Annotated in this window: 23 protein-coding genes; 7 read left to right on the top strand and 16 right to left on the bottom strand. The window is 45.2% G+C overall.

All coding sequences use genetic code 11. The features are described 5' to 3' along the window. The first annotated feature begins 49 nt into the window (after positions 1 to 49). Entirely contained in the window at positions 50 to 925 is an 876-nt protein-coding gene (locus ACFTRD_RS11130) for a helix-turn-helix domain-containing protein (RefSeq protein ID WP_379379728.1), read from the top strand. A gap of 1,006 nt (positions 926 to 1,931) precedes the next feature. Here the strand turns inward: ACFTRD_RS11130 and ACFTRD_RS11125 are convergent. From ACFTRD_RS11125 to fba, 9 genes are all read right to left on the bottom strand, one after another. Next, complete coding sequence (locus ACFTRD_RS11125) at positions 1,932 to 3,479, bottom strand: choice-of-anchor Q domain-containing protein (RefSeq protein WP_379379726.1); 1,548 nt, start codon at positions 3,477 to 3,479, stop codon at positions 1,932 to 1,934. A gap of 52 nt (positions 3,480 to 3,531) precedes the next feature. Next, complete coding sequence (locus tag ACFTRD_RS11120) at positions 3,532 to 4,485, bottom strand: carbohydrate kinase family protein (RefSeq protein WP_379379724.1); 954 nt, start codon at positions 4,483 to 4,485, stop codon at positions 3,532 to 3,534. Continuing rightward, positions 4,482 to 5,783, bottom strand: coding sequence for an alpha-galactosidase (gene melA, locus ACFTRD_RS11115; protein ID WP_379379722.1), 1,302 nt, complete (start codon positions 5,781 to 5,783; stop codon positions 4,482 to 4,484). Before melA ends, ACFTRD_RS11120 begins: the two co-directional genes overlap by 4 nt. 18 nt (positions 5,784 to 5,801) lie before the next feature. Beyond that, a complete protein-coding gene (locus ACFTRD_RS11110) occupies positions 5,802 to 6,626 on the bottom strand; it encodes a carbohydrate ABC transporter permease (protein ID WP_379379720.1) in 825 nt (274 codons plus the stop codon). Positions 6,627 to 6,647: 21 nt separating this feature from the next. Continuing rightward, entirely contained in the window at positions 6,648 to 7,583 is a 936-nt protein-coding gene (locus ACFTRD_RS11105) for a carbohydrate ABC transporter permease (protein ID WP_379379718.1), read from the bottom strand. 15 nt (positions 7,584 to 7,598) lie between these two features. Continuing rightward, the gene (locus tag ACFTRD_RS11100) at positions 7,599 to 8,891 is read right to left on the bottom strand and encodes an ABC transporter substrate-binding protein (protein ID WP_379379716.1); all 1,293 of its coding nucleotides are present in this window, start codon (positions 8,889 to 8,891) and stop codon (positions 7,599 to 7,601) included. Between the two features lie 70 nt (positions 8,892 to 8,961). Then, complete coding sequence (locus ACFTRD_RS11095; protein WP_379379714.1) at positions 8,962 to 9,762, bottom strand: DeoR/GlpR family DNA-binding transcription regulator; 801 nt, start codon at positions 9,760 to 9,762, stop codon at positions 8,962 to 8,964. Between the two features lie 185 nt (positions 9,763 to 9,947). Beyond that, positions 9,948 to 10,910 carry a 1-phosphofructokinase gene (gene pfkB, locus ACFTRD_RS11090; protein WP_379379712.1) on the bottom strand — a complete coding sequence of 321 codons (963 nt, stop codon included), beginning with the start codon at positions 10,908 to 10,910 and terminating at the stop codon, positions 9,948 to 9,950. Then, positions 10,874 to 11,740 (bottom strand): class II fructose-1,6-bisphosphate aldolase, encoded by an 867-nt coding sequence (fba, locus tag ACFTRD_RS11085; protein ID WP_379379710.1) that lies wholly within the window; start codon positions 11,738 to 11,740, stop codon positions 10,874 to 10,876. Before fba ends, pfkB begins: the two co-directional genes overlap by 37 nt. 329 nt (positions 11,741 to 12,069) lie before the next feature. On the opposite strand from fba, the gene ACFTRD_RS11080 reads away from it, so the two are divergent. Then, positions 12,070 to 13,113, top strand: a complete 1,044-nt coding sequence (locus tag ACFTRD_RS11080; RefSeq protein ID WP_379379708.1) for an SIS domain-containing protein — start codon at positions 12,070 to 12,072, stop codon at positions 13,111 to 13,113. Positions 13,114 to 13,502: 389 nt separating this feature from the next. Here ACFTRD_RS11080 and ACFTRD_RS11075 read toward each other — a convergent pair whose 3' ends face one another. Both ACFTRD_RS11075 and ACFTRD_RS11070 read right to left on the bottom strand, forming a co-directional pair. After that, positions 13,503 to 13,958 carry a VOC family protein gene (locus ACFTRD_RS11075; protein ID WP_379379706.1) on the bottom strand — a complete coding sequence of 152 codons (456 nt, stop codon included), beginning with the start codon at positions 13,956 to 13,958 and terminating at the stop codon, positions 13,503 to 13,505. A gap of 58 nt (positions 13,959 to 14,016) precedes the next feature. Next, entirely contained in the window at positions 14,017 to 14,889 is an 873-nt protein-coding gene (locus ACFTRD_RS11070; RefSeq protein WP_379381304.1) for a LysR family transcriptional regulator, read from the bottom strand. A 111-nt stretch (positions 14,890 to 15,000) separates the two neighbouring features. Here ACFTRD_RS11070 and dapA point away from each other — a divergent pair, with 111 nt between their 5' ends. Beyond that, complete coding sequence (gene dapA, locus ACFTRD_RS11065; RefSeq protein ID WP_379379704.1) at positions 15,001 to 15,897, top strand: 4-hydroxy-tetrahydrodipicolinate synthase; 897 nt, start codon at positions 15,001 to 15,003, stop codon at positions 15,895 to 15,897. Positions 15,898 to 16,125: 228 nt separating this feature from the next. Here dapA and ACFTRD_RS11060 read toward each other — a convergent pair whose 3' ends face one another. After that, positions 16,126 to 17,040, bottom strand: a complete 915-nt coding sequence (locus tag ACFTRD_RS11060; RefSeq protein ID WP_379379702.1) for an arginase family protein — start codon at positions 17,038 to 17,040, stop codon at positions 16,126 to 16,128. 104 nt (positions 17,041 to 17,144) lie between these two features. Here ACFTRD_RS11060 and ACFTRD_RS11055 point away from each other — a divergent pair, with 104 nt between their 5' ends. Further along, positions 17,145 to 17,507, top strand: coding sequence for a winged helix-turn-helix transcriptional regulator (locus tag ACFTRD_RS11055; RefSeq protein ID WP_379379700.1), 363 nt, complete (start codon positions 17,145 to 17,147; stop codon positions 17,505 to 17,507). Next, positions 17,500 to 17,883, top strand: a complete 384-nt coding sequence (locus ACFTRD_RS11050; RefSeq protein WP_379379698.1) for a winged helix-turn-helix transcriptional regulator — start codon at positions 17,500 to 17,502, stop codon at positions 17,881 to 17,883. The genes ACFTRD_RS11055 and ACFTRD_RS11050 overlap by 8 nt, the downstream gene beginning before the upstream one ends. Before the next feature lie 79 nt (positions 17,884 to 17,962). Here ACFTRD_RS11050 and ACFTRD_RS11045 read toward each other — a convergent pair whose 3' ends face one another. The 4 genes from ACFTRD_RS11045 to ACFTRD_RS11030 all read right to left on the bottom strand — a co-directional run bounded on the left by ACFTRD_RS11045 (position 17,963) and on the right by ACFTRD_RS11030 (position 22,717). Further along, positions 17,963 to 19,396: a hypothetical protein gene (locus ACFTRD_RS11045; RefSeq protein ID WP_379379696.1), complete on the bottom strand. Its 1,434-nt coding sequence runs from the start codon at positions 19,394 to 19,396 to the stop codon at positions 17,963 to 17,965. A 431-nt stretch (positions 19,397 to 19,827) separates the two neighbouring features. Further along, complete coding sequence (locus tag ACFTRD_RS11040) at positions 19,828 to 20,667, bottom strand: formylglycine-generating enzyme family protein (RefSeq protein ID WP_379379694.1); 840 nt, start codon at positions 20,665 to 20,667, stop codon at positions 19,828 to 19,830. Between the two features lie 211 nt (positions 20,668 to 20,878). Continuing rightward, a complete protein-coding gene (locus tag ACFTRD_RS11035) occupies positions 20,879 to 21,514 on the bottom strand; it encodes a glycoside hydrolase family 11 protein (RefSeq protein ID WP_379379692.1) in 636 nt (211 codons plus the stop codon). A 285-nt stretch (positions 21,515 to 21,799) separates the two neighbouring features. Continuing rightward, positions 21,800 to 22,717, bottom strand: a complete 918-nt coding sequence (locus tag ACFTRD_RS11030; RefSeq protein WP_379379690.1) for a hypothetical protein — start codon at positions 22,715 to 22,717, stop codon at positions 21,800 to 21,802. A gap of 247 nt (positions 22,718 to 22,964) precedes the next feature. On the opposite strand from ACFTRD_RS11030, the gene ACFTRD_RS11025 reads away from it, so the two are divergent. Both ACFTRD_RS11025 and ACFTRD_RS11020 read left to right on the top strand, forming a co-directional pair. After that, on the top strand, positions 22,965 to 23,627 hold the full coding sequence (locus tag ACFTRD_RS11025) for an MBL fold metallo-hydrolase (protein ID WP_379379688.1): 663 nt from the start codon (positions 22,965 to 22,967) through the stop codon (positions 23,625 to 23,627). Positions 23,628 to 23,872: 245 nt separating this feature from the next. Next, the gene (locus ACFTRD_RS11020; RefSeq protein ID WP_379379686.1) at positions 23,873 to 24,778 is read left to right on the top strand and encodes an ArsR/SmtB family transcription factor; all 906 of its coding nucleotides are present in this window, start codon (positions 23,873 to 23,875) and stop codon (positions 24,776 to 24,778) included. Positions 24,779 to 24,808 lie beyond the last annotated feature (30 nt).

Here is a 24,808-nt window from a genome sequence, read left to right as displayed (position 1 = left end):
AAGAGTTAAATCCTTTGATATATTAGTGAAAATTGAAGGATGTCATAAAGTGGAGAAGGATGAAGTAAACCTTATGCATACACGTCCTGTAAATAGGAGCATCATCGACGAACTTTCGGAACATGTTACACTTCGCATGAGTTCTTACCTGGAACAGGCTCATGACGGAAAATGGATCGAACACAAATCACATTCCGATTATGATCTGTGGTTCATTACAGCCGGCTCTATCAAGATCACGATCGATGGAATGGAACATATCGCAGTTCCGGGTGATGTCGTATTTTTTTATCCAAATATGCCCTATACAGCCTGCGCGACCGGAGAGTTGTGCCAATTCATCTATATACATTTTGACTTCGGCATCGCCGAGCAAAGGCGAATTTTGGAACAGTTCCAACTTCCTGGCATTGTGCCGGGAGATCTGATCTGTGAGGAAACGGCGCTGTTCATCTCTTCTTACCGACGGCTCAAACTAGGCAGCGTTGCTTCCGGAAGTCGGCTTTATTTAAAAGCCACCCTGCTGCTTGTCATTTCAAAGATTCTGGAGTTTCATGGGCAGGAGCGGTACAATGGCAAGTTTCTTAAGGATGACCAACGGAATAAAACGGAAGGAAATCTGGAGGTTCTGCAAGGCGTATTTCAATACGTCGATGCGAATCTGCATCGCCCCATTCGGGTTCATGAGCTTGCAGCCCTAGCCGGCGTCTCCGAGAAATATTTTATCTCACTGTTCAAGAAAACGCTGGGGATTACACCCGGGCAGTATATGAATCAGATTAAAATGAACCGGGCCAGGGACTATTTATATGAGAAAAAATATACGATCCAGCAAATTGCCGGATTCCTGGGTTACCCCGACCCCTTTACGTTCTCGAAAGCGTTCAAAAAAGTGTACCATGTGCCGCCTTCCAAATTTGAATAGCTTGCCAAAAGCCAAACAAAGAGGCAATCGGTATATACCGACGGCCTCTCCATTTGATAAAATTACCTGGTTATTCATGGCTTGCAAGTGAATTTCCCTACCGTTCCCCATATGCAAAAGGAGCTTCCGTGGAATACATCTCATGGAAAAATCCTTTGTAAGGGATGGCTTCTTCCATACATTTGATCAGATATAACAATTCCTCGCCCTCATGTGGCGGGATAAGCTGAACTTGGTAATCCTCCAAGTCAAATAACTTGCATGCGCTTGCAAGTAAGTGAGTATTGCTAATATGAACCGCTTCGTTAAAATTAATAATGATCTCCTCCAGTAAACATTGATGGGACGGTTTCCCGCACTGCAATGTCCACAAAAGAAATCCCTAAACCGCAAATATCCTTTCGTGGACCTAAAGCACAATCACCTTGTTAGACATTAAAATTCACTCCTTTTGTTTGGATGTACACAATATAACCTATAATTCCATATTGTTCTAGCTTTTTTATTTATAACTCTACAGCATCGCAATAGTACGAATCAGAATATCCTGATCACAGCTGCGCACATCCACATATGTAGATTCTCATTTTTCATTCCTTTCAGTAATAATATAATGAAGTGTCAATTATATCAGAATAAACTCCGCTATTGTATAAATTTAGGAGGCCAATGTATCAGTGTGAACACTGGAACAAGTAGGATCGTTCTACCATGATTATTGGCCCCTGTGAGCGATATCCTTTCTCTTCGGCGTAGGCGTAGAAATACTGAATATTTGCAGCCAACTGCTCTTTATTTTGGACAAACAGGTGACGCATATTTGCATGATGGTTCTAACCCATTTTGTTTCACCATACACAAAAAAACGAGCAGGCCACATAGGTGACCTGCCCGTTAGCTTATGGAGTCAGCGGACAAAATGGATCAGTTAGTTAGGCGAGTCGGTAGTAATCGAACACGTTTTGTCCATCACGGATACTTGTATTTTCCCATTCGATTATAGGTCTTACTCGTAAGCTCCGATATTTACAGAAGCTCCCTGAACTCTTGGTTTCCCCTCAATATCCAGTGTTCCGATGATTGCAGTGTCCGTGTTCCCGGCATCAATCGCTGGAGAGGAAGATTGGAGATGGAAATCGAATCCTGAAGCATTCACAAATTTGGGATCGATGAACAAGGAATGAGCGTCGTTTCCAGTTCCCGTTTTATAAGCGGAGAATCCTGTATAATTTTTATTTTTCCAAGTCCAGTTGGCTCCATTACTTCCGGCAGGGGCGAAATAAAGATTATAATCCACAACGTTCCCAGAATTCTTGGTATATTCATTGTAAATCAACACATCTGAAGAGCTGGCTACGAAAATGTTGTTCTTAATTACGTTATTTTGTGTGTCGTATTGAACGTAAAGCTGGCCGCTGCCATCGCCAAGTGTGTCATTTTTGTATACGGTATTGTTAACGATCTTACAGTTTACTGTGGAGCCGCGTTTGGTATCATAGCCGCCCATCGCAATGCCGGTCAGTCGGTTGTTGTAGACGGCGTTGCTGCGAACTGTAATATTGCTGGTAGATTTACCGGCATGCTCGGACGCAATCTCGATACCGATATCATTGTTGTAACTGTAGTTCTGTTCAATAATACTATCCTTGCCACCATCGACATAAATGCCATCTGCCGCATTGCTGTTATTCGGAAGTGACTTTCCATAGGAAGGATTATTATTGGAAGAGATGTTGTAGACTCTGTTGCCCTTCACCAGTCCGTTCCGTACCTGATCGTATGCGGTATTCGGAGCTTTACCTTCAAAACCGATGAGATCGATGCCGATGTTGTCGTTATCATGAATAACATTATTGGTCACCGAGAAGGTGTCTACGTTACCGTTAAGAACCAGCGATTCACTGGAGCCGAGCACAAGATTGTACAGTTCATTACCGTTGATCGTAATATCGTGAATGGATTCCGGTGCCTTTGTGCCATATACGGCGATCCCATGTGCGTCGCGGCCAAGCAGATCACTTCCGGTTGGGGTAGCCGTATTTTTGATATCATGAACTTTGTTGCCAGACAAGTTGATGAAGCTGCCTGATCCGTGAACATAGATGCCTACGGGCATGACGTCCTTAGTCGCCGTGGTATAGTTGCGGATTTCAAAACCCTGGATGGTAACGTAATTCACATCGGTCAGATCAACCAGCCCTTCAATGCCGCTAACGGATAGTCCGGTGCCGTCAATGATTGGAACCTCTGTGCCATCGTTAGTGAATACAATCGGTCCCTGTGACGCAGAGCCGGAGCGGGTGATCTTCAGCTTCTGGTTATATACACCGCCGCGAACGTGCACTGTACTGCCTGCTGGAACAGCATCTGCTGCGTGCTGAAGTGTCTTCCACGGCGCGCTGCTCGTTCCCGCATTGGAGTCATTTCCATTTGTCGCCACGTAATAATCCGTGCCTGCTGCGGCAGCAGATGAGGACCACCCGATCCCTGGCGCCAGCCCGATCCCGACAACTATACCTAATCCTATCAACAGCGATTTTCCGAATTTCAACATACCCTCAACTCCCTTTGATTAAATTTGTTGCGCAGAGTAAAGCCAGAGTCTGCTATTCAAGCCCTTCTTGCAAATGAAGTACCGCCTCCATCGTCGGCAAGCTGCCTGTACCACCGATGCCAAGCGTGGACAATGCACCACATGCATTGGCAAACCGCAGCAGTTCATCGTTCCGCTTTCCGAGCAAATATCCATATATGATTCCCGCGTTGAAACAGTCGCCTGCTCCCGTCGTATCGACAGGAGTCAAAGTGTAGGATCCGGCCGATATTGTACTTCCGTCCAGCTCTCGCAGTGCAGCACCTTTTGACCCCTGTTTGACCGCTACCAAACCCACCACGGCAGAAAGCATGGAATCAAGCACATGGGCTACCCCGTCGGCAGGGAAAATGTGCAGTAATTCATCCTCACTGGGAATAAACAAATCAGTCACCGCCAGTAGTGCACTTATGCCCTCACGGTCCCATTGATTGGATACATCCCAGCCTGTATCAAAAGACGTGCTGATCCCATTTGCCCGCAACCTCGAAAAAAGTTCTGTCCAATGAGGTCTCATTCCATCCTGCAAATAATAGGAACCAAAATGAAGATGTGCGGCCTGCTGTAACAGTGACTCTGGAATATAATCCGGTGTCAACAATGGGATACTGCCAGCGTAAGTTAACAACCCGCGGTCGACGGGTGTGGAAAGGGAAAGGGTCACACCTGTCTTGATGCCCGGCAATCGGGTTACATGCTCTGTATTTACGCCCATACGCTGCAGCTCAGCGATACAGAATTTTCCGAAATCGTCATCCCCCACTACGCTAACGAATCTCACATCTGCTCCCAGACTTGCCAGCGCACAGGCCGTTATTGCTGAAGAGGAACCAAGTACAATTTCGAAGCCATCAACCATTTTTTCCCGATTCCATTCCGGCATGACATCCGTTCCGGATACAATGACGTCTACATTTAGCTCGCCAGCGATGACAACAACGGGACTCGTTTGCTGTCTCTGCATCATTTCAACACCGGAACAAATCCCTGTTCCGCCTCATACAGTTCATCGAACATGCTTCCGATTTCCTCCAGAGAGCACACGGCGGCAGTTAGCGGGTCCAGCATCAGTGCATGGCGTGCCATTTCCTTGTCACTCCTCCGTACAGCTTCCACAGCCAGGTCAAAAAAAGCCATGTTCGAGCGGCACAATGCGGCCAAATGCTCAGGCAGTCTTCCGAAGCGGCAAGGCTGAACGCCTTTCCCATCAACGAGGCAGGCCACTTCCACTACACCGTCAGGCTGCAAATTTTCAATCAATCCCCGATTGGGGACGTTACCATAAATGACCTTCGGATCATTCTTTAGTACTGCTTCGATGATAATGGCTGCATATTCATTACTCGATTGAAGCTCAAGCGGTACCGTTCCTTCAAGCTGTGAAACGATCTGTTCATCATTCTCCCTCCGCCAGATCGGCCAGTTGTCAGCATAGAACCCTGTGGCTCCGTTATAACCTGTGCTGCAATGCTGATCAATAAGCGATTGGCGTTTGCGGTAATACGGAATATATTCCGAGAAATGGCCGCTGGATTCCGAGACGAAAGCTCCTAGGTATTTCATAGCATCAAAGCGGACCGGGTCTTGCCGCAGCAGCTCAGGACTTTGTATTTTCTCCAATAAAACAGGATACAGATCCCTCCCGGCATGCGACAGCTCCACAAACCAGGACATGTGGTTAATCCCTCCGGCTTTCCATGACATTTCTTCATATGGAACTCCGGCATATTCGGCCAGTTGTGCCGACGTATTTTGGATCGAATGGCATAGTCCCACGACAGGAATGTCCGTAATACGGGAAGTCAGGAGTGTAACCGCAGACATCGGATTGGTATAGTTCAGAATGATGCAGTCTGGGCAGAGCGCTTCAATGTCCCGCACAATTTCCATCCAGCTGGGAAGCGTACGGAGCGTCTTGAACAGTCCTCCTGGTCCCAGCGTATCGCCAATGCACTGCTTTACCCCGTATTTCAACGGGATTTCATATTCATAATGAACCGTCTCCAACCCACCGACTTCAATTTGGTTAATCACGAACTGTGAACCGCCAATTACCTCTCTGCGGTCCGTAGAGGCAAGCACTTCCCACGTTTTTCCTGTCATTTCCACGATCTGAAGTACCAGCCTGCGTGCCAACTCAAGCCGACGTTCGTCGATATCCACCAGGGCAATGGTGCCACCCTCCAAGCCTTCAATCAGCAGGATATCCATAGCGATCTCGCGCGTAAATGCACTACCCGCTCCGATAATTGAGATTTTAGTCATAACTCTTCTCCTCACCCGTTATTTCATGCCCGTCATAGCTAGGCCTTTAATAAATTGCTTCTGGAAGATCAGGAACACTATAATAACCGGTATCGTAATCAGTACTGCAGCAGACATGACGACGTTGTAATTGACCTGATGCGTTCCGTTAAAATAAACCAATGCCAGCGGAACGGTCATTTTGCTCTCATCATTTAATACAATCAATGGCCACAGATAGTTATTCCAGGAGTTCATGAACGTGAATATCCCCAAGGCTGACAGCATGGGCATAATAAGCGGCATAACGATACGAAGCATCAGCCTGAATTCGCCTGAACCGTCCATCCTTGCTGCTTCCAGCAGCTCCTGTGGAATCTCTTCAATGAATTGTTTAGCCAGAAATACACCGTAGGAGCTGACCAGATTGGGCAAAATGATCGCCAGCAAATGGTTAACCAGTCCAAACTCAGCGGTAATCAAATACGTTGGAATCATAATAACCTGAAAAGGAATCATCATGGTTGCCAGGATCAGAATGAACAGCAGTTTCTTGCCTTTAAACTGATGCTTGGCAAATACATATCCGGCCAGAGCACTGGTAAATAAGGTGATTACCGTTATGATGACAGAAGTCACCAGACTGTTCAGCAGCCACGTCACAAACGGCGCCTCGCTAAAAACCGTTCGGTATCCGTCCAGGCTCGGCTTACTTGGAAACAACCCGCCGGAACCCGAGACGATGTCCATGTTGCTTTTCAGAGATGACAATACCATCCAGGCATAAGGCAAAAGCATAATACAGGCTATAACTGCAAGAACTGCGATAGTGACGCCTTCCCACAGACTTAATTTACGCGGCATCGCCTTCTCCTCCTGTTCTCCTCAATGTTCCCATTGTGTGCGTCCCCATCGCAGTTGCAGCAGCGTCACAAGCAGGATGATCATTAGAAACACGGTTGCCATAGCGGATGCGTACCCCATGTTGGAACTGGAGAATGCCTGTTCATAAATTTGCAGTGACAGCACTCGTGTTTCGTTGAAGGGTCCGCCCTTGGTCATAATCTGAAATTGCGGGAAGGCCTGAAAATAGGACACGACTGTCGTGATCGAAACAAATAGCGTCGTTCTGCGCAGTAAGGGCAATGTGATGTGAACAAAAACATGCCATCGACCCGCTCCCTCCAGTTTCGCTGCTTCATAATACATATCCGGGATGGAGTCCAATCCGGCAATGAAAAGAACGATATTATAGCCAATATCAGCCCACAAGGTCATCATAATGACGGAGTAGAGCGCATAATGCGGATCACTGAGCCACTGGATCGGGGCCATATGCAGCTTGGCGAGAATCATATTGAACAAGCCGTCATTGTAATTGAACATTGTATTCCATACGATGGCTGTTCCCGCCAGCGGAGCGATCGTAGGAAGAAAGAATACGGTCCGAAACAGATTTTTGAGCCACGGGATGCTGACTCGCTGAATCGCTGAAGCGATCAACAGCGTAATGACAATATTGATCAGTACGGCGATAATTACAAATTTGAAGGTTACCCATAGTGACTTCAGAAATATGGAATCCTGGAACATCCGGATATAGTTCTCCGCCCCAACAAATACCGCGTTAGAGCTGAGAGGGTCATACTTGAATGCGGACAAGCCCAGGCTCCATGCGATGGGAAGGAAAGCAAACACCCCGAACAGAAGCAAGATTGGTACGAGTGAGATGATGATGAACCTTCGTTTTGCCCTGTAAGCTGTCGACTTTGCCGCTGGGTTAACCTTGTCCGCCTTGTTGGTAGATATAGCAGTACTCATGCCCCAGCACCCCTATCACTTATGTTGATCCTGATTATCGTTGATCGTTCGTTCGATGTTTGCCAATCCGTCCTCGACACTCTGCTGTCCACTCGCCATCAGTTGGAAATTGTCGTTAATCTGCTTGAAGAAGAAATCCCGGTCTGCTATAGGACCAATCCATTGACCTAATGCCAATATGTCCAGTGCAGGCTTTAGGTGGGGATTGTTCTTCAGGAATTCCGGATTTTCGGCAATTTCTTTTTTGGCTGGAACCGTAAAGGTGTCCGTATTCCATGTCGAGAGATTGTCCTTCTCCGAGATGAACTGGATGAAATCAAGCGCGGCCTCCTGCTGTTTGCTCTGCTTGGATACGGCAAGCCCCCAACCGGATTCAGCAGCAAAAACAGGTGGATTCTCCGTAAAGGAAGGTACGGATACGTATTCAAAATCATCTACCTTATAGTTGTTCTGTCCCGCAGCAATCGTCCAAGGTCCGCGATAGGTCATGGCTGACTTCCCCTGAAAAAAATAGTCAGAGGTATCCAGCTCACCACCGAAAGTGGTTAAATCTGCGACTTTGTCATCAGCCACGAGCGAGACCAAGGTGGACATCGCTTTCTGAGCCTCCGGCGTGTGAAAATTCACCTGTCCGTCTTCGCCCATAAAACTTGCGCCTTGCTGCAAAATTAGTGATAGGAACGTGAATGTAATATTGTCTGCCGATACAAAATCGAATCCTTTTACTTTGATGATATCGCTTTCATGTACGGTTAGTTTTTTGGCGTAATCCACAAGTTCTCTCCAGCTTGAGGGTGGATGATCCAAGCCTTGTTCTTGGAGCATTTGCGGATGAATCAGCATGCCGCCGTTCTCAATGTTGTATTCCAGAGGCAGCCCATATAACTTGTTGTCTCGCAAATATCCCCCCAGGGGGGCTTCATAGTATGCTTTTTTTACATTTTCACTATCAGGGATCTCGACAAGCAGGTCGTTCTTGGAATATTCGGGCACCCAGGTGCCGAAAAATTCGGCAATATCGGGCGGTTTCTTCGCGGAGAATGAAGCTTTCAGCTTCTGGCTGTACACATCATACGGAAAGGTCTGATACTCGATCGTTACATCGGGGTGTAAGGTCTGATATTTGGATATTAATTTCTTGTAGGCGCCCACTATGGCGTCTTCCTGATGACTCCAAAAGACCAGATTCACCTTGCCTTGCGAGTCTGCGGATGGTTCGCCGCCCGAAGTGGAAGAACTGGAACATCCCGCTTCAGCGATTACAACGCAAATCATCGCAAGGATCAGCATAAACTTGGAAAAATGCATTCGCATATCCTCCCTTGTTCTGCAAATTAGCCAGCATCTGAAGAGAGGGAAGTTTGAGAATCAGGTGTACTTATATAGAAGCATTGTGATCTGTAGTTGTATGTATAGCAATTTGCTGCTCCCTGCACGCTTGCTCAAACCATCCCTCCGGCTGCTTATTCGTAATTACCCCTGTCACCTGATTCAAGGGAGCAATGGTAAACAAAGCACTTTTCTCAACCTTGCTTTGATCGAATACAGCATAAACCTCGCTGGAACGTTCCATTGTTAATTGGGCTATACGGGCTTCAAGCTCGGAATGCATCGTAAAGCCGAAATTCTGCGTTACTCCGTCCACCCCGAGAAACATTTTCGTAATGTTAATTTTATCAATCACGCTCTCCGCCAGCGGACCGCACAATTCGTAGCTTTTGGAACGCATAACGCCGCCAATAACCACGACCTGAATATCTTCGGCATCAGCCAATTCATAAGCAATATTCACCGCGTTTGTGACAATCGTAATATTACGGTGCTTTTTGAGAGCTTTCGCAATAAAGAACGTTGTTGTACCTCCCGTCAGGCAGATAATGTCCCCCTCTTCAACGAGGGCGGCTGCCGTGGCGGCGATCCGTTCCTTATCCATCCGTCTGAAATCGCGTTTTGCGGCAAAAGGCAGCTCCGATACCGCCGAAGTCAGACTCCCTTCATATATGGCTCCCCCATTTGTCCGAATAATCTCGCCCGCTTTTTCGAGCACGTCCAAATCCCGTCTTGCGGTTGCTTCCGAGCAGCCGATGGTTTGGACAATCTCCTGCAGCGATATTTTTCCATGCGATTTAATCAGTTCCAATGTTTGTGCCCTGCGCAGTTCACCCTTTGAATATTGCATAAGTCTCTCCTTTAATATGTCTGGGCTTGCATGATATTCCGTTAACCTCAGCCCGTGCTAGCTCTATTGTGTAGGATGAAAGGATGGATTGCAATATGCCGACGTGAACTGCATCCCATAAGAAAAGCATCTCGCAGGCGGTTATTCATGAGGGATAAGAAGCTGATTTTCAACATCTTCAACCTTCATAAAGGTATAATCTGCACCAGATGTTTGTACTCCTCAAAAAGACTAGAGTCGATGTCACCTGCTTTAGAAGACATTGCATTCGCAGCCGCAGCAGCGACAGCCGTACGCAGTCTGGACTCGGCCGAATCACCGCGCTCTCCTGCATATGCCATGCCGGCCACAAAGGCGTCTCCGCAACCTACCGTATTCAAAGGCTGAATGGATGGCGGCTTCACCATATATGCTTTTCCGTTTAAAATAGCCAGAGCACCGTCACTGCCAAGTGTAATGCACACCTCATCAATACCTTGATCCGCCAACCTGTGCGCTGAACATGCCCATTCGTTTACGTCTCTCGGCTTATGCCCCAACCATTCGGCCAGTTCCTGCTCATTCGGCTTTACGAAATGGGGCGCTGCACTTAATCCAACCCTGAAAGCTGTTCCGCTTGTATCCAGGAAGGCTCGCGCGCCTGCTGAACGGACAATATGAATCAGTTCTGCGTACAATGTGTCCGGTGCACCTGGGGGTAAACTGCCGGACATGACGACCATACTGGACTGGGTGGCAAGTCCCTGTACTTTTTCCTTGATCGCTTCAACTTCGGCTTCTGACATGGTTGGACCCTGCCCGAGCAGTTCGGTTGAGCTACCACTGGATTCGTCCACAATGTTAAGGCAGACCCGCGACTCTCCCGCTGATTGGATAAAAGAAGTCCGTATCCCCCGTTCAGTCAGACTGCTCTCAATAAATACACCGTTATTGCCGGCAATCATGCCTGTGGCTGTGACTTGACCGCCAAGCTGCCGAATTACTTTGGCAACATTATTGCCTTTGCCTCCCGGTTCGTTAACCTCTCGGGTCACCCGATGCACTTGGTCTACGCCAAACTTGTCAACGTACAACGTCCGGTCAATGGCCGCATGGAGTGTGACTGTGGTGATCATCGAACCACGCCGGCTTTGCCAGTGCTTCCGCATAACTGTATTTTCTCCATGGCAAGCCGTTTAACAGCTTCCTTCGCCGGAGCCATATATTTGCGTGGATCATTCTCTTCCGGATGAATTAAGAATACATCCTTGATGGCTTCGGAAAACGCAATACGCAGCTCTGTGGCTATGTTCACCTTGGACATGCCCAGCGCGACCGCCCGATGAATTTGTTCGGCTGGAATGCCTGAACCACCGTGCAGCACCAAAGGAACCGATACACGATTCGCAATGGTTTCAATTCGTTCAAAATCAATGTTCGGCAGCCCTTTGTAAATCCCGTGTGCTGTTCCGATTGCCGGAGCGAGTGTAGTTACACCCGTACGTTCAACAAACTGCGCGCAATCTTCGGGATCAGCCAGGGACGCATGCTGTTCCTCGACGACAATATCATCCTCAACACCGCCGACCTTGCCAAGCTCCGCCTCCACGTTCACACCAGATGCTTGGGCAACCTCCATCACTTTGCGGGTTAGGTTCACGTTTTCCTCAAAAGGATACATGGATGCATCGATCATAACGGATGTATAACCTGCTCGTATACAACGGATAATTGTCGAAAAATCAGTGCAGTGATCCAGATGAAGTGCGATGGGGATATCCGCCAAGTCCGCTGCGGTTTTAGCCGCATGGGCGATGTAATCCGGACCCAAATGGTTGACTGTGCCCACCGTGGTTTGAATAATCAGCGGTGATTCGGTTTCCACAGCCGCTTCAACGACAGCCTGAAGCATCTCCAGGGTGTGTACGTTAAATGCAGCGATGGCGTATTGGTCCCTTCGAGCTGTTTGAAGCATTTCAGTGGATGAGATCAGTGGCATATCCATTCCCCCTTTTAAGGTTTCGTCGCTTCCTGTTTCAAGGATTCAAGTTAAATTAACATCTTCTATCAGGTTACCTAGCGACGATTCGAACGATCCTGCACCTCCCTTCACGGGTCAGATGAGATTGGGAAACATTTAATAATTTTAAGCTTGTGATCATAATAATCTTTTTATTTGATTAAATCAATCATTATTTTGGAAAACTATTGCAATTTAGTGGGGGATGACGGCATAATTATGATTAACACAATCATATAACTATACATTTGATCAAAAAGATCACGAGATGAATTTTTCAATCCAAATTATTTCCGGGAGGTACTTTTATGAGTTTGACGTATCGTGAAGTAAAAGAACAATATAGGGCCTTGCAGCAGACCTATGACTATTTACTGGCCAAACGAGCGGAATTTACTGCCTTTGTCCAAGCTCAAGCGATTACTTCCGTAACCTTTGTAGGCGCCGGGTCGAGCTATTGCTTGAGTGAAGCGGCCGCTTTTTCCTTCCGTTTGCGTGCTGGCCTGTCTGCAATGTCACTTGCCGCGGGTGATCTCATGCTCCATGCAGATCGCTATCGTCCCATGCTGAAGGGTAGCCTGATCATAGCGCCGTCACGATCTGGCAGCACCAGTGAAGTGGTTGAAGCGCTACGTATACTCCAGTCCGATCAACATATCCCTTTATTAACGATTTCTTGTGTAACAGACTCACCGTTATCCAAAAGCGCCGATTTCCCTCTGGAACTGCCTTGGGCTTTCGACCATAGCGTTTGCCAGACCCGCACCGTAACCAATCTGTATGCAGCCAACCTGCTGCTTGCTGCTTTTCTTGCTGGTGATGAGGAGCTTATTATCGATATGCAGAAGGCGATTCATCAAGGTGAAGCCTACATGGCACATGTAGAGGAAAGCATCCGCCGCGTCTCCGACTTCAACTGGACGAACGCAGTCCTGCTTGCAGACGGTGAACTACAAGGGCTGGCAGCCGAAGGTGCCATCGCTCTGACCGAAATTGCCAAGACGCAAGCCCACGCATACCATCTCCTTGATGTGCGGCACGGGCCGATGGTCACCGTGGGTCCGGATACTTTAGTGATCGCTGCCTTGTCGGACAGCGGTATTGAACATCAACGCAATCTGTTGAGGGATATTAAGGAGCGTGGAGCCACCATTATTGCTTTTGCCGATCGGGCGACGGGCATCCCGCAGGAATTCATCGACCTTGAGATCACAACAACTCATCCGCTTAATACTGCGGTGCGAGGTATCCCTTTCATTTTCATCTCGCAAATTGCTGCTTTGGCCAATGCCGAACGCCAAGGTATTAACCCGGATCAACCCGATGGGCTGGTCGCATGGGTCAAGCTGTAAGCAAAATCGGTCAGGTTCTTTCCGGTACGGTGAACGGTTCAAAGCGGGGGAATTTCTACTTTTGAGGAAAATCCTGGACTTCTATTCGAACAGAATAGAAGTCTTTTCGATTGATTCTAAACGACAAAATTTGATCAAACATTGTGTACCTAAAAATGATTTTGTTACATCAGTCAGGAACGATGAATGAACGCATTTAATCTTGAGCATTACAAACAAAAAGCTTAGGTTTCTAGAGTAGAAGCCTAAGCCTTTCGTGATACGCACTTATTTTTTTAACAGCTTGTTATAATGCTTTATGGCTAAACCCAAATCGAAGATCCCCCTTGTTTCCCGGACCGAGGGTCACCTCTAGCAATGTATATTTCAGTTAACTCTTCTTTTAAACGTCACTTATTTTTACCGAGTTGTTCAGCCAAACCGATTAGATGTCCTTCATTTCCACGAATGTAGCAGAGCCGATACGAGTTCTCGTACTGAACCACTTCGCCAACGAGCTGAGCGCCATGCTTCGCGAGTCTGGATATCAATTCGTCAATGTCTTCAACGGTGAACATGACGCGTAGATAACCGAGGGCATTGACAGGAGCGGTTCGGTGATCTGATATAGTAGGCGGGGTGAGAAATCGCGAAAGTTCAAGTCGGCTGTGGCCATCGGGGGTAACCATCATAGCAATCTCTACACACTGTGAACCCAGCCCGGTTACGCGACCAGCCCATTCACCTTCAACAGTAGCTCGCCCTTCGAGCTTCAGGCCAATCTCCTCGAAGAAAGAGATCGAGTCATCAAGGGATTCTACAACGATGCCAATATTGTCCATTCTTAGTAATTTGTTTTCTGCCATAGTTTTATCTCCTTATGTGTACAAATTTATTACCTACTCATCTAACACCTTCGGTGCTTTAGTTTTTCAAACTTTCCATGAAATAGTGCAGTGCGTTGGACACCCACTTCTTTGGATGAAGAACGAGCTGAATTTCGAGTTGAAGTTCTGCATGTTCAAGGGATAAGGCTTTCAGTTCCCCACGCTCAATTTCCTCCATCACAGCCATTTGCGGCAAAATGGAAATGCCTTCTCCTGTCTTAATACTTCTTTTGATCGCTTCCGGATTGCCAAGTTCCAGCCCGATTCGATAGGGGATTGAGTTTGCCCGAAGCACTCTTTCCAGCAGCTGCCTGTAATTGCAGGTATCTTCAGGCATGATCCACTCCATATCCATTAGATCATTCAACACAACCTGCTCTTTGCCGATAAGCGGATGTTGAGGATGGACAATCAGCAGAAGCGGTTCCTTGCGAATGGTAATCCATTGCAAAGCTGGATCGCTCGAATCGTCTGCGAGAATAAGCCCTATGTCAGCTTCGCCCTCCCTGACCTGATGCAAAATCAACCCCTCACGATTCGTATGCAGTCGTATGTTAAGATCCGGGTATTCCTTACGGGTGGCTTGCATATATGGAGGTAAAAAGTAAGAAGCGATAGAATCCATCGTACCAATCGTCAAGGAGCCCCCACCCTGCTTCGCCATTTTTTCCTTGGATTGTTCATACAGTTCCAACATCTGTCCGGCAAGCTTGAACAGCTCTTCCCCAGCCGAAGTCAGACGAATTTTGTTATTGCTATAGCGTTCAAACAATTTGACTTCATATGCTTTTTCCAGCTTCTGAATTTGCGTAGTAACGCTGGATTGTGCATAACCCAGCACCTCTGCGGCTCTGGTGAAGCTTTCGCGAAGTGCGACTTCTCTGAACGTTTGAAGATAGATTAAATCCAGCTTGCTCACCTCATCGAAAATATTGATGACAACTATCATTTGTTATAGATAACTGTGATGTTGGTTCCTATGATACATTAGTTTCAATATAACGTGAAGGGGTAGCAGATTATGATGAAGGAACAACAAATTCATGGAATTTTCATACCGGTAATTGCACCTTTTTCGAATGACAACAAGCTGGATATTGAATCGTATCGGAAGTATATTACCCATCTTGCCAATCATGACATTCAGGGATTGGTCGTAAACGGCACGACAGGAGAATCTCCGACTGTCTCATGGGATGAAGTAAAGCAAATGGTTCAGGCAACGAAGGAAATTCTAATCAGGTTGAACAAAACAATTCCCGTCGTCGTGGGGACAGGAACAAATGATACCTATTCCACCATCAAACGGACCGAGATGGCTGCTGAATTAGGAGCGGATGCAGCTCTGGTGGTTACTCCCTATTACAACAGACCAACGCAAGAAGGGATGCTAGCGCATTTTTCCAGCGTTTCCCGGACAGGATTGCCCATCATGGTCTATGAGATTCCGGCTCGAACCGGGAGTCGGATGACTTTGGATACTGTGCGAAAAGTTATGGATCTGGACGGGGTTATTGGTCTGAAGGATAGTTCGGGTGGCTTGGATCTGTTATTGGCTCTAACTCAATATGAGATGAAGCCTGTGCTAAGCGGAGAGGATGCTTATTTCCATGCCATGCTCTGCCAAGGTGCTGCAGGAGGCATGCTGGCTTCTGCGAGTATACACACCCAACAGTACGTTGAGGTATATCAACGCTTTGCTTCTGGTGATATCAATGGGTCAAGAGACAGCTTTAAGCAATTGGAACCGCTAATCCATCAAGTGTTTACAGAACCTGCACCAGCTTTAATCAAATGGTGGCTCGCTCAGCAACAGCTTATTTCATCTGCCCAACTGCGACTGCCACTGACCGCCGCAACGGAAAATGCAAAACAAAGGTTGGCAGATACACTTATGAATATAGTCGTACCTTCTTAAACAAGATTATCTGTGAAGTGCCCTTCCAATCGTGCAAAATGACAGAAAACAGGTCCTTTATAACACACAGGATTTATAAAAAGCTGGCAGTATCTTGCCTGAACTTCAAATTACTGTCGAACAATAAGCTTTATTCGGATAATAAGCTTATACTGACTAGAGCCGTATTGAAATACGGCTCTTTTTTGTGTTTGATACATTTATTAGGTTACTGGAGCAACTATTATATTAATGGTTCAGAATAGGTATTTCTTTAAGTAGATTCTTTAAGTTTATTGCGTCCCATGGCATATGTTCGGTTATACCCAAACCAACGACATCTGCTTGATCAGACAGCTCTTTTATCAAATGAAGGAGCTGCGGGAATCGCATGGAACCGGCAGGAGAAAAGATGTAAGGCTCCTCAGGTTTGGCGAATAATAACGAACGAAATGTCTTGGGATCAAGCACATCCAGATCAAGGTGGATAGCCAGATGTTTAATGCCGCTTTCCTTAATCCACTCTTTTATAGACTCAGTACTGTTCGCAAGTTCTTCGGTTCCTGCTGTTCTGATGCCCAATCTTTGAATCATTTCTGTATCTGATTCTGCAGTAGTGATACCTAATCTTTGAAATGCTTCTGAAATGACTTCGCTTTCTTGCTCTGTAGGCGTTGCTAACCCCGCGATAAATACATTTTCAGGTTTTAGAGGAATTTTTACATGTTTTGCAAACTCCTCATCTCCTTCTCCCAAAAGATTACCAAGTGGTAATGAATGTGCGTTATCATACCCCGTATATCCTACCAAATCACTGTGTGCATCAATCCAGATCAAGCCTAATTCTCCATTATACCGTTCGTTCAAATAGGCAAATGGGGCTTGTTCGACCAAGCAGTCTCCCCCAAACATGATGATCCGGTCAGGGTTGTGAGCATGAATAATATGCTGGGCTGCTTCCAATTGCTCCATTAACTCTTTTCTACCATTTACACCATTTTCGTTCTCCAGTGGAGTTCCATCATATGTTTGTACAGGAACTTGAATCAACGGTTGATCATTATCCGGAGCAAGCCAAGCAAGCAGTTCCGCTCCAAAAGAGTAGTTGGGATTATTCCCTCCTTGCCACTGCGGCATTAACAGGCGTATTGTTTTTTGATTCATGTTCTCTCTCCTTTACTTCAAAGTAAGGTTAGTATAAACTGAACGCAAATCAAAAAGTAGTACGCACTATTATGATAGGTACTACCTGAAAGGATAGCGCTAATATGAGTATGGCTGAATTTCAAGGTAAGGTTAAACATATTCAAGACACCCCTTTTGGCTACACATTGTCTGTTATTGGCGGCAAATGGAAGATGGTCATTATTTATCTTTTGGCTGAAAACCAACCGGTACGCTTTAACGAACTGAAAAGACAGATTGGAGCGATTACGTTTAAAACATTGAGTTCACAACTAAAGGAATTGGAAGCAGATGGTATGGTCGAACGGAAAGAGTATCCTCAAGTCCCTCCTAAAGTGGAATACAGTTTGACACTTAAAGCGGAAACGTTATTGCCCGTTCTGGAAGGCTTATGTGAGTGGGGAGTAAAAAATCAAAGTGAAAGAGATGTGTTGAAGGATGATTAACTTTAGAAATAAAACCTATCGCTGTACCTCGGAAATTGTTATGGGCTTACTTAGCGGAAAATGGAAAATATCTATACTCAATCACTTAACCAAAGGTCCCATTCGGTTTAATGAGCTGCAGCGACTTCTTCCTGACGCAACCCAACGCATGATCACGATGCAGCTTAGAATGCTTGAAACCGATGGTCTGATTATTCGCAAGGTTTACCCCGTTGCACCACCAAAAGTAGAATATTATTTGTCCGATCTAGGCGAGGAACTGGCCCCCATGCTACAGATGTTGTGCAAGTTTGGCACAACCTATATTGAGAAATTTCCCGGCGAAGTATTCTGCGACAATGATGACTCTCCCCGTGAGATCGTTAACGCAAATTAAAGTTGTCGTGATTGGACGGCAGCAGCTCTATTTGAATACGCTGCCGCCGTCCATTCATCTATCATAAGTGTTTAAAGAATTACAACACCATGAATTGTGTTCCATACCCTTTCCCAGAAACAAAAGCTGCTTCCAGCTCCTCTTCATCTCCTTTGTCCAACAACACCACGTTTTCAGGATACAGCTTGCCTAACAAAGCCCATTGCACAAGTTCATTTCTGCCCGTCGGAATGAAATGGATTCCTTCATCAATATTTGTCACCAATCCGGAATGCGACAGTATGTCCTCTACCCGATGAAAACTGGTTGATATTCGCTTCATAATAGCACTCTTGGAATTAATGTTCCCTTCTGGCCGATATGAAAATCGATGGCCTCTAAAGAGTTGGCCGAGATCTACAGTAAATACGCAACCTCCCTTCTCCAGACTGAAACGAACGGTCGTTCGGTCTGAATCCGTATTCGGCAGCAACCGTGCGATGGATGGAAGATCACTGTCACTGTGCTCTTCAGAAATGTGAAGGTGATCCTTACTTCCAGGTATACCCGGTCCTGCTTCTTCGCGTGGTGCAGCATAATAATCGTCATATTCATATTCGAATGAGATGGCAACTATATCTTTTGTATCTTCAGCCTCAATGGTTTGTACCGGATGCCACTTCAGAAGATAACGGGCAGCCGCGCCAGCCGACTCTCCCAAGCCAGCTGGCAATACGGTTCCTAGAGAATATTGAAAACCGTAACCAGCAGAGGTCAAACCCGAACCAAGCACACTCTGTGCATATTGAACAATCGCCTTGTGAGTTAATTCCTTCCCGAGCAATTGAGTTAAAAAGACCTTACGGGCAGGCTCCACAAAACGTAGTCCTTTGAATTGCGTGTGTTCCTTGACTTCAAAGGGTACTTGTTCCCAATTGGCAAAGGGAAGTAATGCATCCCGCAGCAGTACAAATTGGTGCAGGTATTCATTATATAGCTGCATAACTCTTGGTCCCCCAACGGGTCCCAAAACCTGAGCAACAGCTTCCGGTATTAAGGTATGACCATAGCAGTGACTTCTAAAATTCAGCTCTCCAAGGGTTCCCAGTCCATATTGTGTGAGTGCCCTCTTTTCTGAATTAATCTCTCGTGCCCAGAGAACCAATTGTTCACCAATGCGTGCCGCCTGTGCCGTAATTTCAACACCCGCCTTATCCTTCAAAGCCAAAGGCCCAAGCGGTAGCGATGACACATCACCGGAGATCGCCAAATTGGCCTGAAGGCTATCCAATAACACCGTAGGATTGCCATTTATCGGTTCGCCAAGCTGAACCAGTATCGCCTCAAGCAGTTTATCGAGCTCTATGACGGCCTCTCTTGCTCTATATATGCCATCGGGCAATTTCCAATCTATAGCCGCATTCTCGCCTGGTCTAATCGAGTCCTGTGAATATGCGCCAATGAGAGACTCTACATCTACTGCGTTCCCCCAGAGGATACGTTTATCTTTCAAGTTGAGTTGATATTCCGGCATATTTCCACCCCATCTGTATGATTTTATATTGAACGACAGTTTTCAGCTTGCCGTACGATTGTTAGATTATCAGGTTCACAGATCGTTGAGTAGTACGCACTTTTTTGTATGATCCGATCATTTATGTATCGTAGGATACTTTTTGATCCTGCAAAATAAAGGCCCAAACTGTACGACAATGCATTTAGTAAAGCCGGCGATTCATCTGTCTTCTTGCTTTGTTGCTAGGATTCTTCGATAAACGAACCCACGCTCCTGACATGGACAAGGGAAACATGATCAACCGCTGCATTAGTAGGAATTACAAGCATTCAAAAAAGAGATGCCCTGGCTAATCTACATTAGCGTGGAGCATCTCTTTATGTTCAACGAATTACTTTGCAGCATATGAGGCTTGCTTAAATTGTTAGGGCACTTTACGATGTTCCGGCTTATTCCCCGCGAACGACACGAAAACCCTGATCGGGACCAAACCCATTGGCATCGAATTTGCCTCGAAAAGCGATTTCGTTATTGTTAACACCGCCGATCCAGCCCCCGCCCTTCACCACCCGAAAGGAAGCAGTTTGGCTCTCCGCGTCGCTGTACCAGTCCCAGCACCATTCTCTAACATTGCCAGACATATCATAGATTCCAAGCTCGTTGGGTTTCTGGGTACCTATCGTTTTTGTTTTATTTTTGTTGCTCTCTATGGCAGGCCAGTTCCAATCTCCGGTTAAGATTTTGTCTCCGGCGTTCTTCCAATACCATGCGACTTCGTCGACTTTATTACTTCCGCTGTATGTGTAATTTTTGCTCTCCTGACCTCCGCCTGCGGCATATTCCCATTCCGCTTCTGTAGGCAGTCGGTAACCGTTAGTTCCCTCATTAATGGTTACTGTCCACTTTAAATTATCGTTATCATTCTTATTATTCAGGTCTTTGGTATTTTTATCTATATTGTAATGCGGTTTTAAGCCTTCTTGAATACTTCTTTTGTTGCAGTACTCCACCACGTCATACCAACTCACCATCTCCACTGGCAATTGATCTCCCTTGAAACCGGAGGGGTTATTTCCCATGACCTCAGCCCATTCTTTTTGAGTTACCTCATATTTACCGATATAAAAGTTCGACAGGGTCACATCTCTCCCCGCGAAATTGGATTTGCTGTTCTTAAACGTCCCGCCTTCCACGAATATAAGGTTATCCTTGGGTTCAGGTTTATCCTGCGAACAAGCGCTGATCACTAGCATTGTTGCTATTAAAAAGAACGTTAATAGCTTTCTCATAGAACGATCTCCTTTAAACTAATGGGAAAATAATAGGCTATGATGCCTGTCATTCGCATCCGGCAACGTCGAAGACCGTTTGTCTGACGAGAAACGGCCTTAACGCATCCGGACTGATGATATTACTTTTTTTCTGTGGGAATGGCATTGTGCCTGTCCCTAATGTATAAGAAACTGTTTTACTTCCATAAAATAGCTTACTTTAGATTACTTACCACACCGTTACGTTGGAACTTCCGCTGCTTTGATATCCTTCTGTCGCCAATACTTGATAGGACCAGCTGCTGCCCAGATTCATTCCTTTGCTTTTCCAGGCGTTCACATGGTTGCTGAATGTAATCGCAGAGTTGACCCCAGTCGCTCTCTTCGACTGCCTTACACTCCAGTACTGGGCAAAGGTTTGTGTGCCATCAATAGAAGGTGCGTTGTATCGCATCGTTGTATAAATATCATACGTGCCACCATCACTGTTTACTGTACCTTTATAAGTTCCGGTTGGTCGATACGTTCCCCAACTATCTACAACGTAATATTCAATGAGTGCATTTCTTGTCCACCCGTAGAGTGTCAAATACCCATTACCAGATGGTGCAAAGACACCTGCATTATAGTTAACTGTCCGGTTTGGAGATCCGACATTCCAACCTTTACCAACTACAAAATTCCCCGTATTTTGCCATGTTACACTGTAATTACCGCCTGATCCATTAACAGCATTGACTGTTCCGCCGCCATCGGTCCAATTTTGCCAATAATCTGTTGCCGCACTTGAGGTTGCCGCGAATACCCCAAAACTCATGGAAGCTGCCAGAACGACCGTTAACATTTTTTTACCAAATTTGAACATACTCTACCTCCTGATATGTTTGTATTTTCACTATAAAACTACGGTTAGTTTGATTTTCTGTGGTGTATTCGGTTTACCATTGGTTTTTTTTACTTTTACCTCCTTTCTAACTAAATTATAGAATGACAGCGGTTACATAAAAACCTGGCAAACTAAAGATTAATCTCTAATATGTTTAGATTTATCTCTGCTGTCCTTATAAAAATCGACTTGTACCTACAAGTAAACAAATAGGCAAAAAGCCGCCCAGAAGGGCGGCTGAGAAATAAATTCTATGCTTATAAATTATTTAATCCTCTCAACCTCTACTGCGTCATCTGTACCCTCAACCCACATATAATAGCGTGTTTTATCTTTATATATGCGTACTTTCGGATACAACGAATATGATTGAAGGCTAAAAAAATTTGGCTCAACTTGATCCCATATTTCACCATTTAAGAGTTGATAACTATTCCTTATACTATATCCATCAAAGTATTCCATCTCAGTATCAACATAATCAGTCACATTGTTTTGGAGATAATCTAAATAAGTGATACGAGGGTCCAATCTATTTATTTCTTCATTTAACTGTGAGAATGGAACCTTTATGTCTATAAACCCCTCTGACAATTCTGCAATTTGAGAGGGATAAAATCGAACAACTATACCCTTATCGTAGTAATAAAATGGTGTGAAAGAGCCTATCGGAACATCATATATACTCTTTTCATAAATTTTAATTCCCTTATTATACTTGAGCTGAAGGTTATGAGATAAAATAGACACAAGATTGGCCTTTTTTTGATCAGAATCTACTAAATCGTATAATGTAATTCGGTCACCTGTTGCAAGATCAAAATTAAAAATAATTGATACATATGTTCCTATATTGTCATCGCTGTAATTGAGCCCATCTGTGTATGCTACAGATAATATTTTATTATTATTGTACGTTGTTTTCACGCTCGTTTTGTTCCAAGCTACACTATTATTTTGTTGGAGAGCCTTATTGTCATTAGCTACTTTTACTGTATGTTCCTTTAAAGTATCATTTATTTTTTTTATAACTATTGCATTTCCACCACTAATTTGAACATACGGTTGACCTTTATAGGTATGTACAGCGGTTTTAACTGTTGTTGAAGCTTCCGTTGAATTTGATGAGAATAATAAGTAACTCGTTAAGAATAATAGTGTTGCCAAGATTAATTTCTTCACTATGACCTTGCACCTCCAACATTTCTATACCATCTGTGTATTTACTCAATAATAAAAGTTTACCATTTTGAATTCAGTTTTTTGCTCAAATATTGTAGCTGTGTAAGCTAAATGATATCCCCTCCTTTTTTTATTTTACCATTAATTTTATTTTTGAAGGAACTGTACCCCATATCTTTTTAGGAACTTGATTCGTTTACAAAGAGATACTTTACTTATCAATTTCTTTCTACGGAGGACGAATATTATGGAAATTTCAAAGGGAGTTGAAATGCTCCATCTGGATTATCATGGGAATGTGATCCACCCCATTCTTTTAAAGGATCAAGAAATGACGATTCTAATAGACACTGGTTTTCCAGGTCAATTTGAGGATCTGAGTCTGGCAATGGAAAAGACTGGCGTCTCGTTAGACAAATTAAATGCAGTGATTTTGACCCATCAGGATGTCGATCATATAGGGAATCTTCCGGAGATTTTGCAGACGCGTGGCAACACTATTAATGTATATGCACACGAACTGGATAAGCCGTACATCCAAGGGGAGCTGCCTCTCTTGAAAGATGGTCACTTGGACAATCCTCCAAAGGGCAAAGTACACGATACCTTAATAGATGGTCAGGAACTGCCGTTTTGCGGCGGGATTTGCGTTATTCACACGCCTGGGCATACACCTGGGCATATCAGTCTTTATTTGAAGGAAAGCAAAATTCTCATTGCCGGAGACTCCATGTACAGTGTAGACGGTATGCTTGGGGGAATTCACGCCCCGACTACACCGGATATGAACGCAGCAAAACTCTCGTTAAGAAAGTATGCAGATCTAGACATTACATCTGTCATTTGTTACCACGGGGGATTAAGTGATGTAAATGTGAAAGATCAGCTAGCAGAACTCATCCAAGATTAAAGTTTAATATACACTTTTGGAGAGTATTACTCGGTTATTTTTTAATGTCTGCTCATTTTGCTGTCAGAATAAATCCTAAAGACGATTCTTCAGGTGCTCGCCACCCGTGGAACGTCTTTTTTCGTTGAAGAGAATAAGTGAATCATTAGACTTTTTGTTGCAAACCCATAATTGTTCGTATAAAATAAAACAAATGAGTTGTTCTATAAATATAGAACAATAGAGACGAGGAGAAATTTCGAGTTATGAACTACAAAGTGAAAGTTGATTTCGCACCCATTTATGAATGTGTAAGCAGCCTGACGGTTTTCATGAGCAAACAGAATCATAATGCTCTGGATGCCGGAAAACTATGGGTTAAAGAAGTACAGGATCGATTCGCACCTGCCAAACTCCAACAAATGCGGGAGACGATAAAACTTGTAGGCGATTTCAGCCTTGCGCCTTATATTTGGAGTTGCCCCGGAGAACGCTCAGTGAGTGCTTTTTTGGATTGGCTTGAAGATCTGTCTACAGGCCAGCTGTATGATATCGCTGCTAATGTGAAGTTGTCCGTGCCCTCCAATCTCCCGGAACTGCGCAGTCGGACAACCGAAGCGCTGCGTGAATGGGATAAACACTATTTCAGTCAAATCGATTCGGCGGTTATCGAAGGTCTTGCCTTAGAAGCTGAAACCAGACGGTCCACTCTAAACGGAACCAATGACCTAGAGGTCTATGAGGAGGCTACGGAGGGTATGCGTCTTTATCCCACCCCTCTGCTCAAACAAGTGATTCTAATTCCTCAATATCATGCCCGTCCCTTTGTCACCTCAGCCATCTTTGATGAAGTGATTTTCACCAGCTACTCTGCCGATATTCTCCCTCCAGCAGCGGGGCGGCCTGAACATAAACTGCTGCGTCTAACACGAGCATTGTCCGACGAAACCAGATTATACATCCTCCGCCTGTTGGCTGGAAGGCAGTTAACATTCACTGAGATCGTTAGCGAGGTTAAACTTTCTAAGAGCACGGTACACTACCACCTGATTTCATTAAGGGCAGCGGGCCTTGTGATCGTGCATTATAACCAGAAAACGACCTCTTACAGCCTGCGTCTGGAAGCCCTCAACAAACTTTCGGAACAGATTTCAGCTTATATCGAAGAATGATCATCAGGTCCCTTTAACCCACGCATACGG

The organism is Paenibacillus sp. NPDC056933, assembly GCF_042674385.1.
GTDB lineage: Bacteria > Bacillota > Bacilli > Paenibacillales > Paenibacillaceae > Paenibacillus.
This window is presented reverse-complemented; position numbering and strand designations above follow the sequence as displayed.

Coding starts and splice junctions, on each gene's coding strand:
- ACFTRD_RS11080 (WP_379379708.1), top strand. CDS start 12,070: ATGAGTTTGACGTATCGTGAAGTAAAAGAACAATATAGGGCCTTGCAG.
- fba (WP_379379710.1), bottom strand. CDS start 11,740: ATGCCACTGATCTCATCCACTGAAATGCTTCAAACAGCTCGAAGGGAC.
- pfkB (WP_379379712.1), bottom strand. CDS start 10,910: ATGCGGAAGCACTGGCAAAGCCGGCGTGGTTCGATGATCACCACAGTC.
- melA (WP_379379722.1), bottom strand. CDS start 5,783: ATGACTAAAATCTCAATTATCGGAGCGGGTAGTGCATTTACGCGCGAG.
- ACFTRD_RS11020 (WP_379379686.1), top strand. CDS start 23,873: ATGAACTACAAAGTGAAAGTTGATTTCGCACCCATTTATGAATGTGTA.
- ACFTRD_RS11110 (WP_379379720.1), bottom strand. CDS start 6,626: ATGCCGCGTAAATTAAGTCTGTGGGAAGGCGTCACTATCGCAGTTCTT.
- ACFTRD_RS11025 (WP_379379688.1), top strand. CDS start 22,965: ATGGAAATTTCAAAGGGAGTTGAAATGCTCCATCTGGATTATCATGGG.
- ACFTRD_RS11040 (WP_379379694.1), bottom strand. CDS start 20,667: ATGAGAAAGCTATTAACGTTCTTTTTAATAGCAACAATGCTAGTGATC.
- ACFTRD_RS11055 (WP_379379700.1), top strand. CDS start 17,145: ATGAGTATGGCTGAATTTCAAGGTAAGGTTAAACATATTCAAGACACC.
- ACFTRD_RS11125 (WP_379379726.1), bottom strand. CDS start 3,479: ATGTTGAAATTCGGAAAATCGCTGTTGATAGGATTAGGTATAGTTGTC.
- ACFTRD_RS11050 (WP_379379698.1), top strand. CDS start 17,500: ATGATTAACTTTAGAAATAAAACCTATCGCTGTACCTCGGAAATTGTT.
- ACFTRD_RS11075 (WP_379379706.1), bottom strand. CDS start 13,958: ATGGCAGAAAACAAATTACTAAGAATGGACAATATTGGCATCGTTGTA.
- ACFTRD_RS11060 (WP_379379702.1), bottom strand. CDS start 17,040: ATGAATCAAAAAACAATACGCCTGTTAATGCCGCAGTGGCAAGGAGGG.
- ACFTRD_RS11045 (WP_379379696.1), bottom strand. CDS start 19,396: ATGCCGGAATATCAACTCAACTTGAAAGATAAACGTATCCTCTGGGGG.
- ACFTRD_RS11105 (WP_379379718.1), bottom strand. CDS start 7,583: ATGAGTACTGCTATATCTACCAACAAGGCGGACAAGGTTAACCCAGCG.
- ACFTRD_RS11100 (WP_379379716.1), bottom strand. CDS start 8,891: ATGCATTTTTCCAAGTTTATGCTGATCCTTGCGATGATTTGCGTTGTA.
- ACFTRD_RS11120 (WP_379379724.1), bottom strand. CDS start 4,485: ATGATGCAGAGACAGCAAACGAGTCCCGTTGTTGTCATCGCTGGCGAG.
- ACFTRD_RS11035 (WP_379379692.1), bottom strand. CDS start 21,514: ATGTTCAAATTTGGTAAAAAAATGTTAACGGTCGTTCTGGCAGCTTCC.
- dapA (WP_379379704.1), top strand. CDS start 15,001: ATGATGAAGGAACAACAAATTCATGGAATTTTCATACCGGTAATTGCA.
- ACFTRD_RS11095 (WP_379379714.1), bottom strand. CDS start 9,762: ATGCAATATTCAAAGGGTGAACTGCGCAGGGCACAAACATTGGAACTG.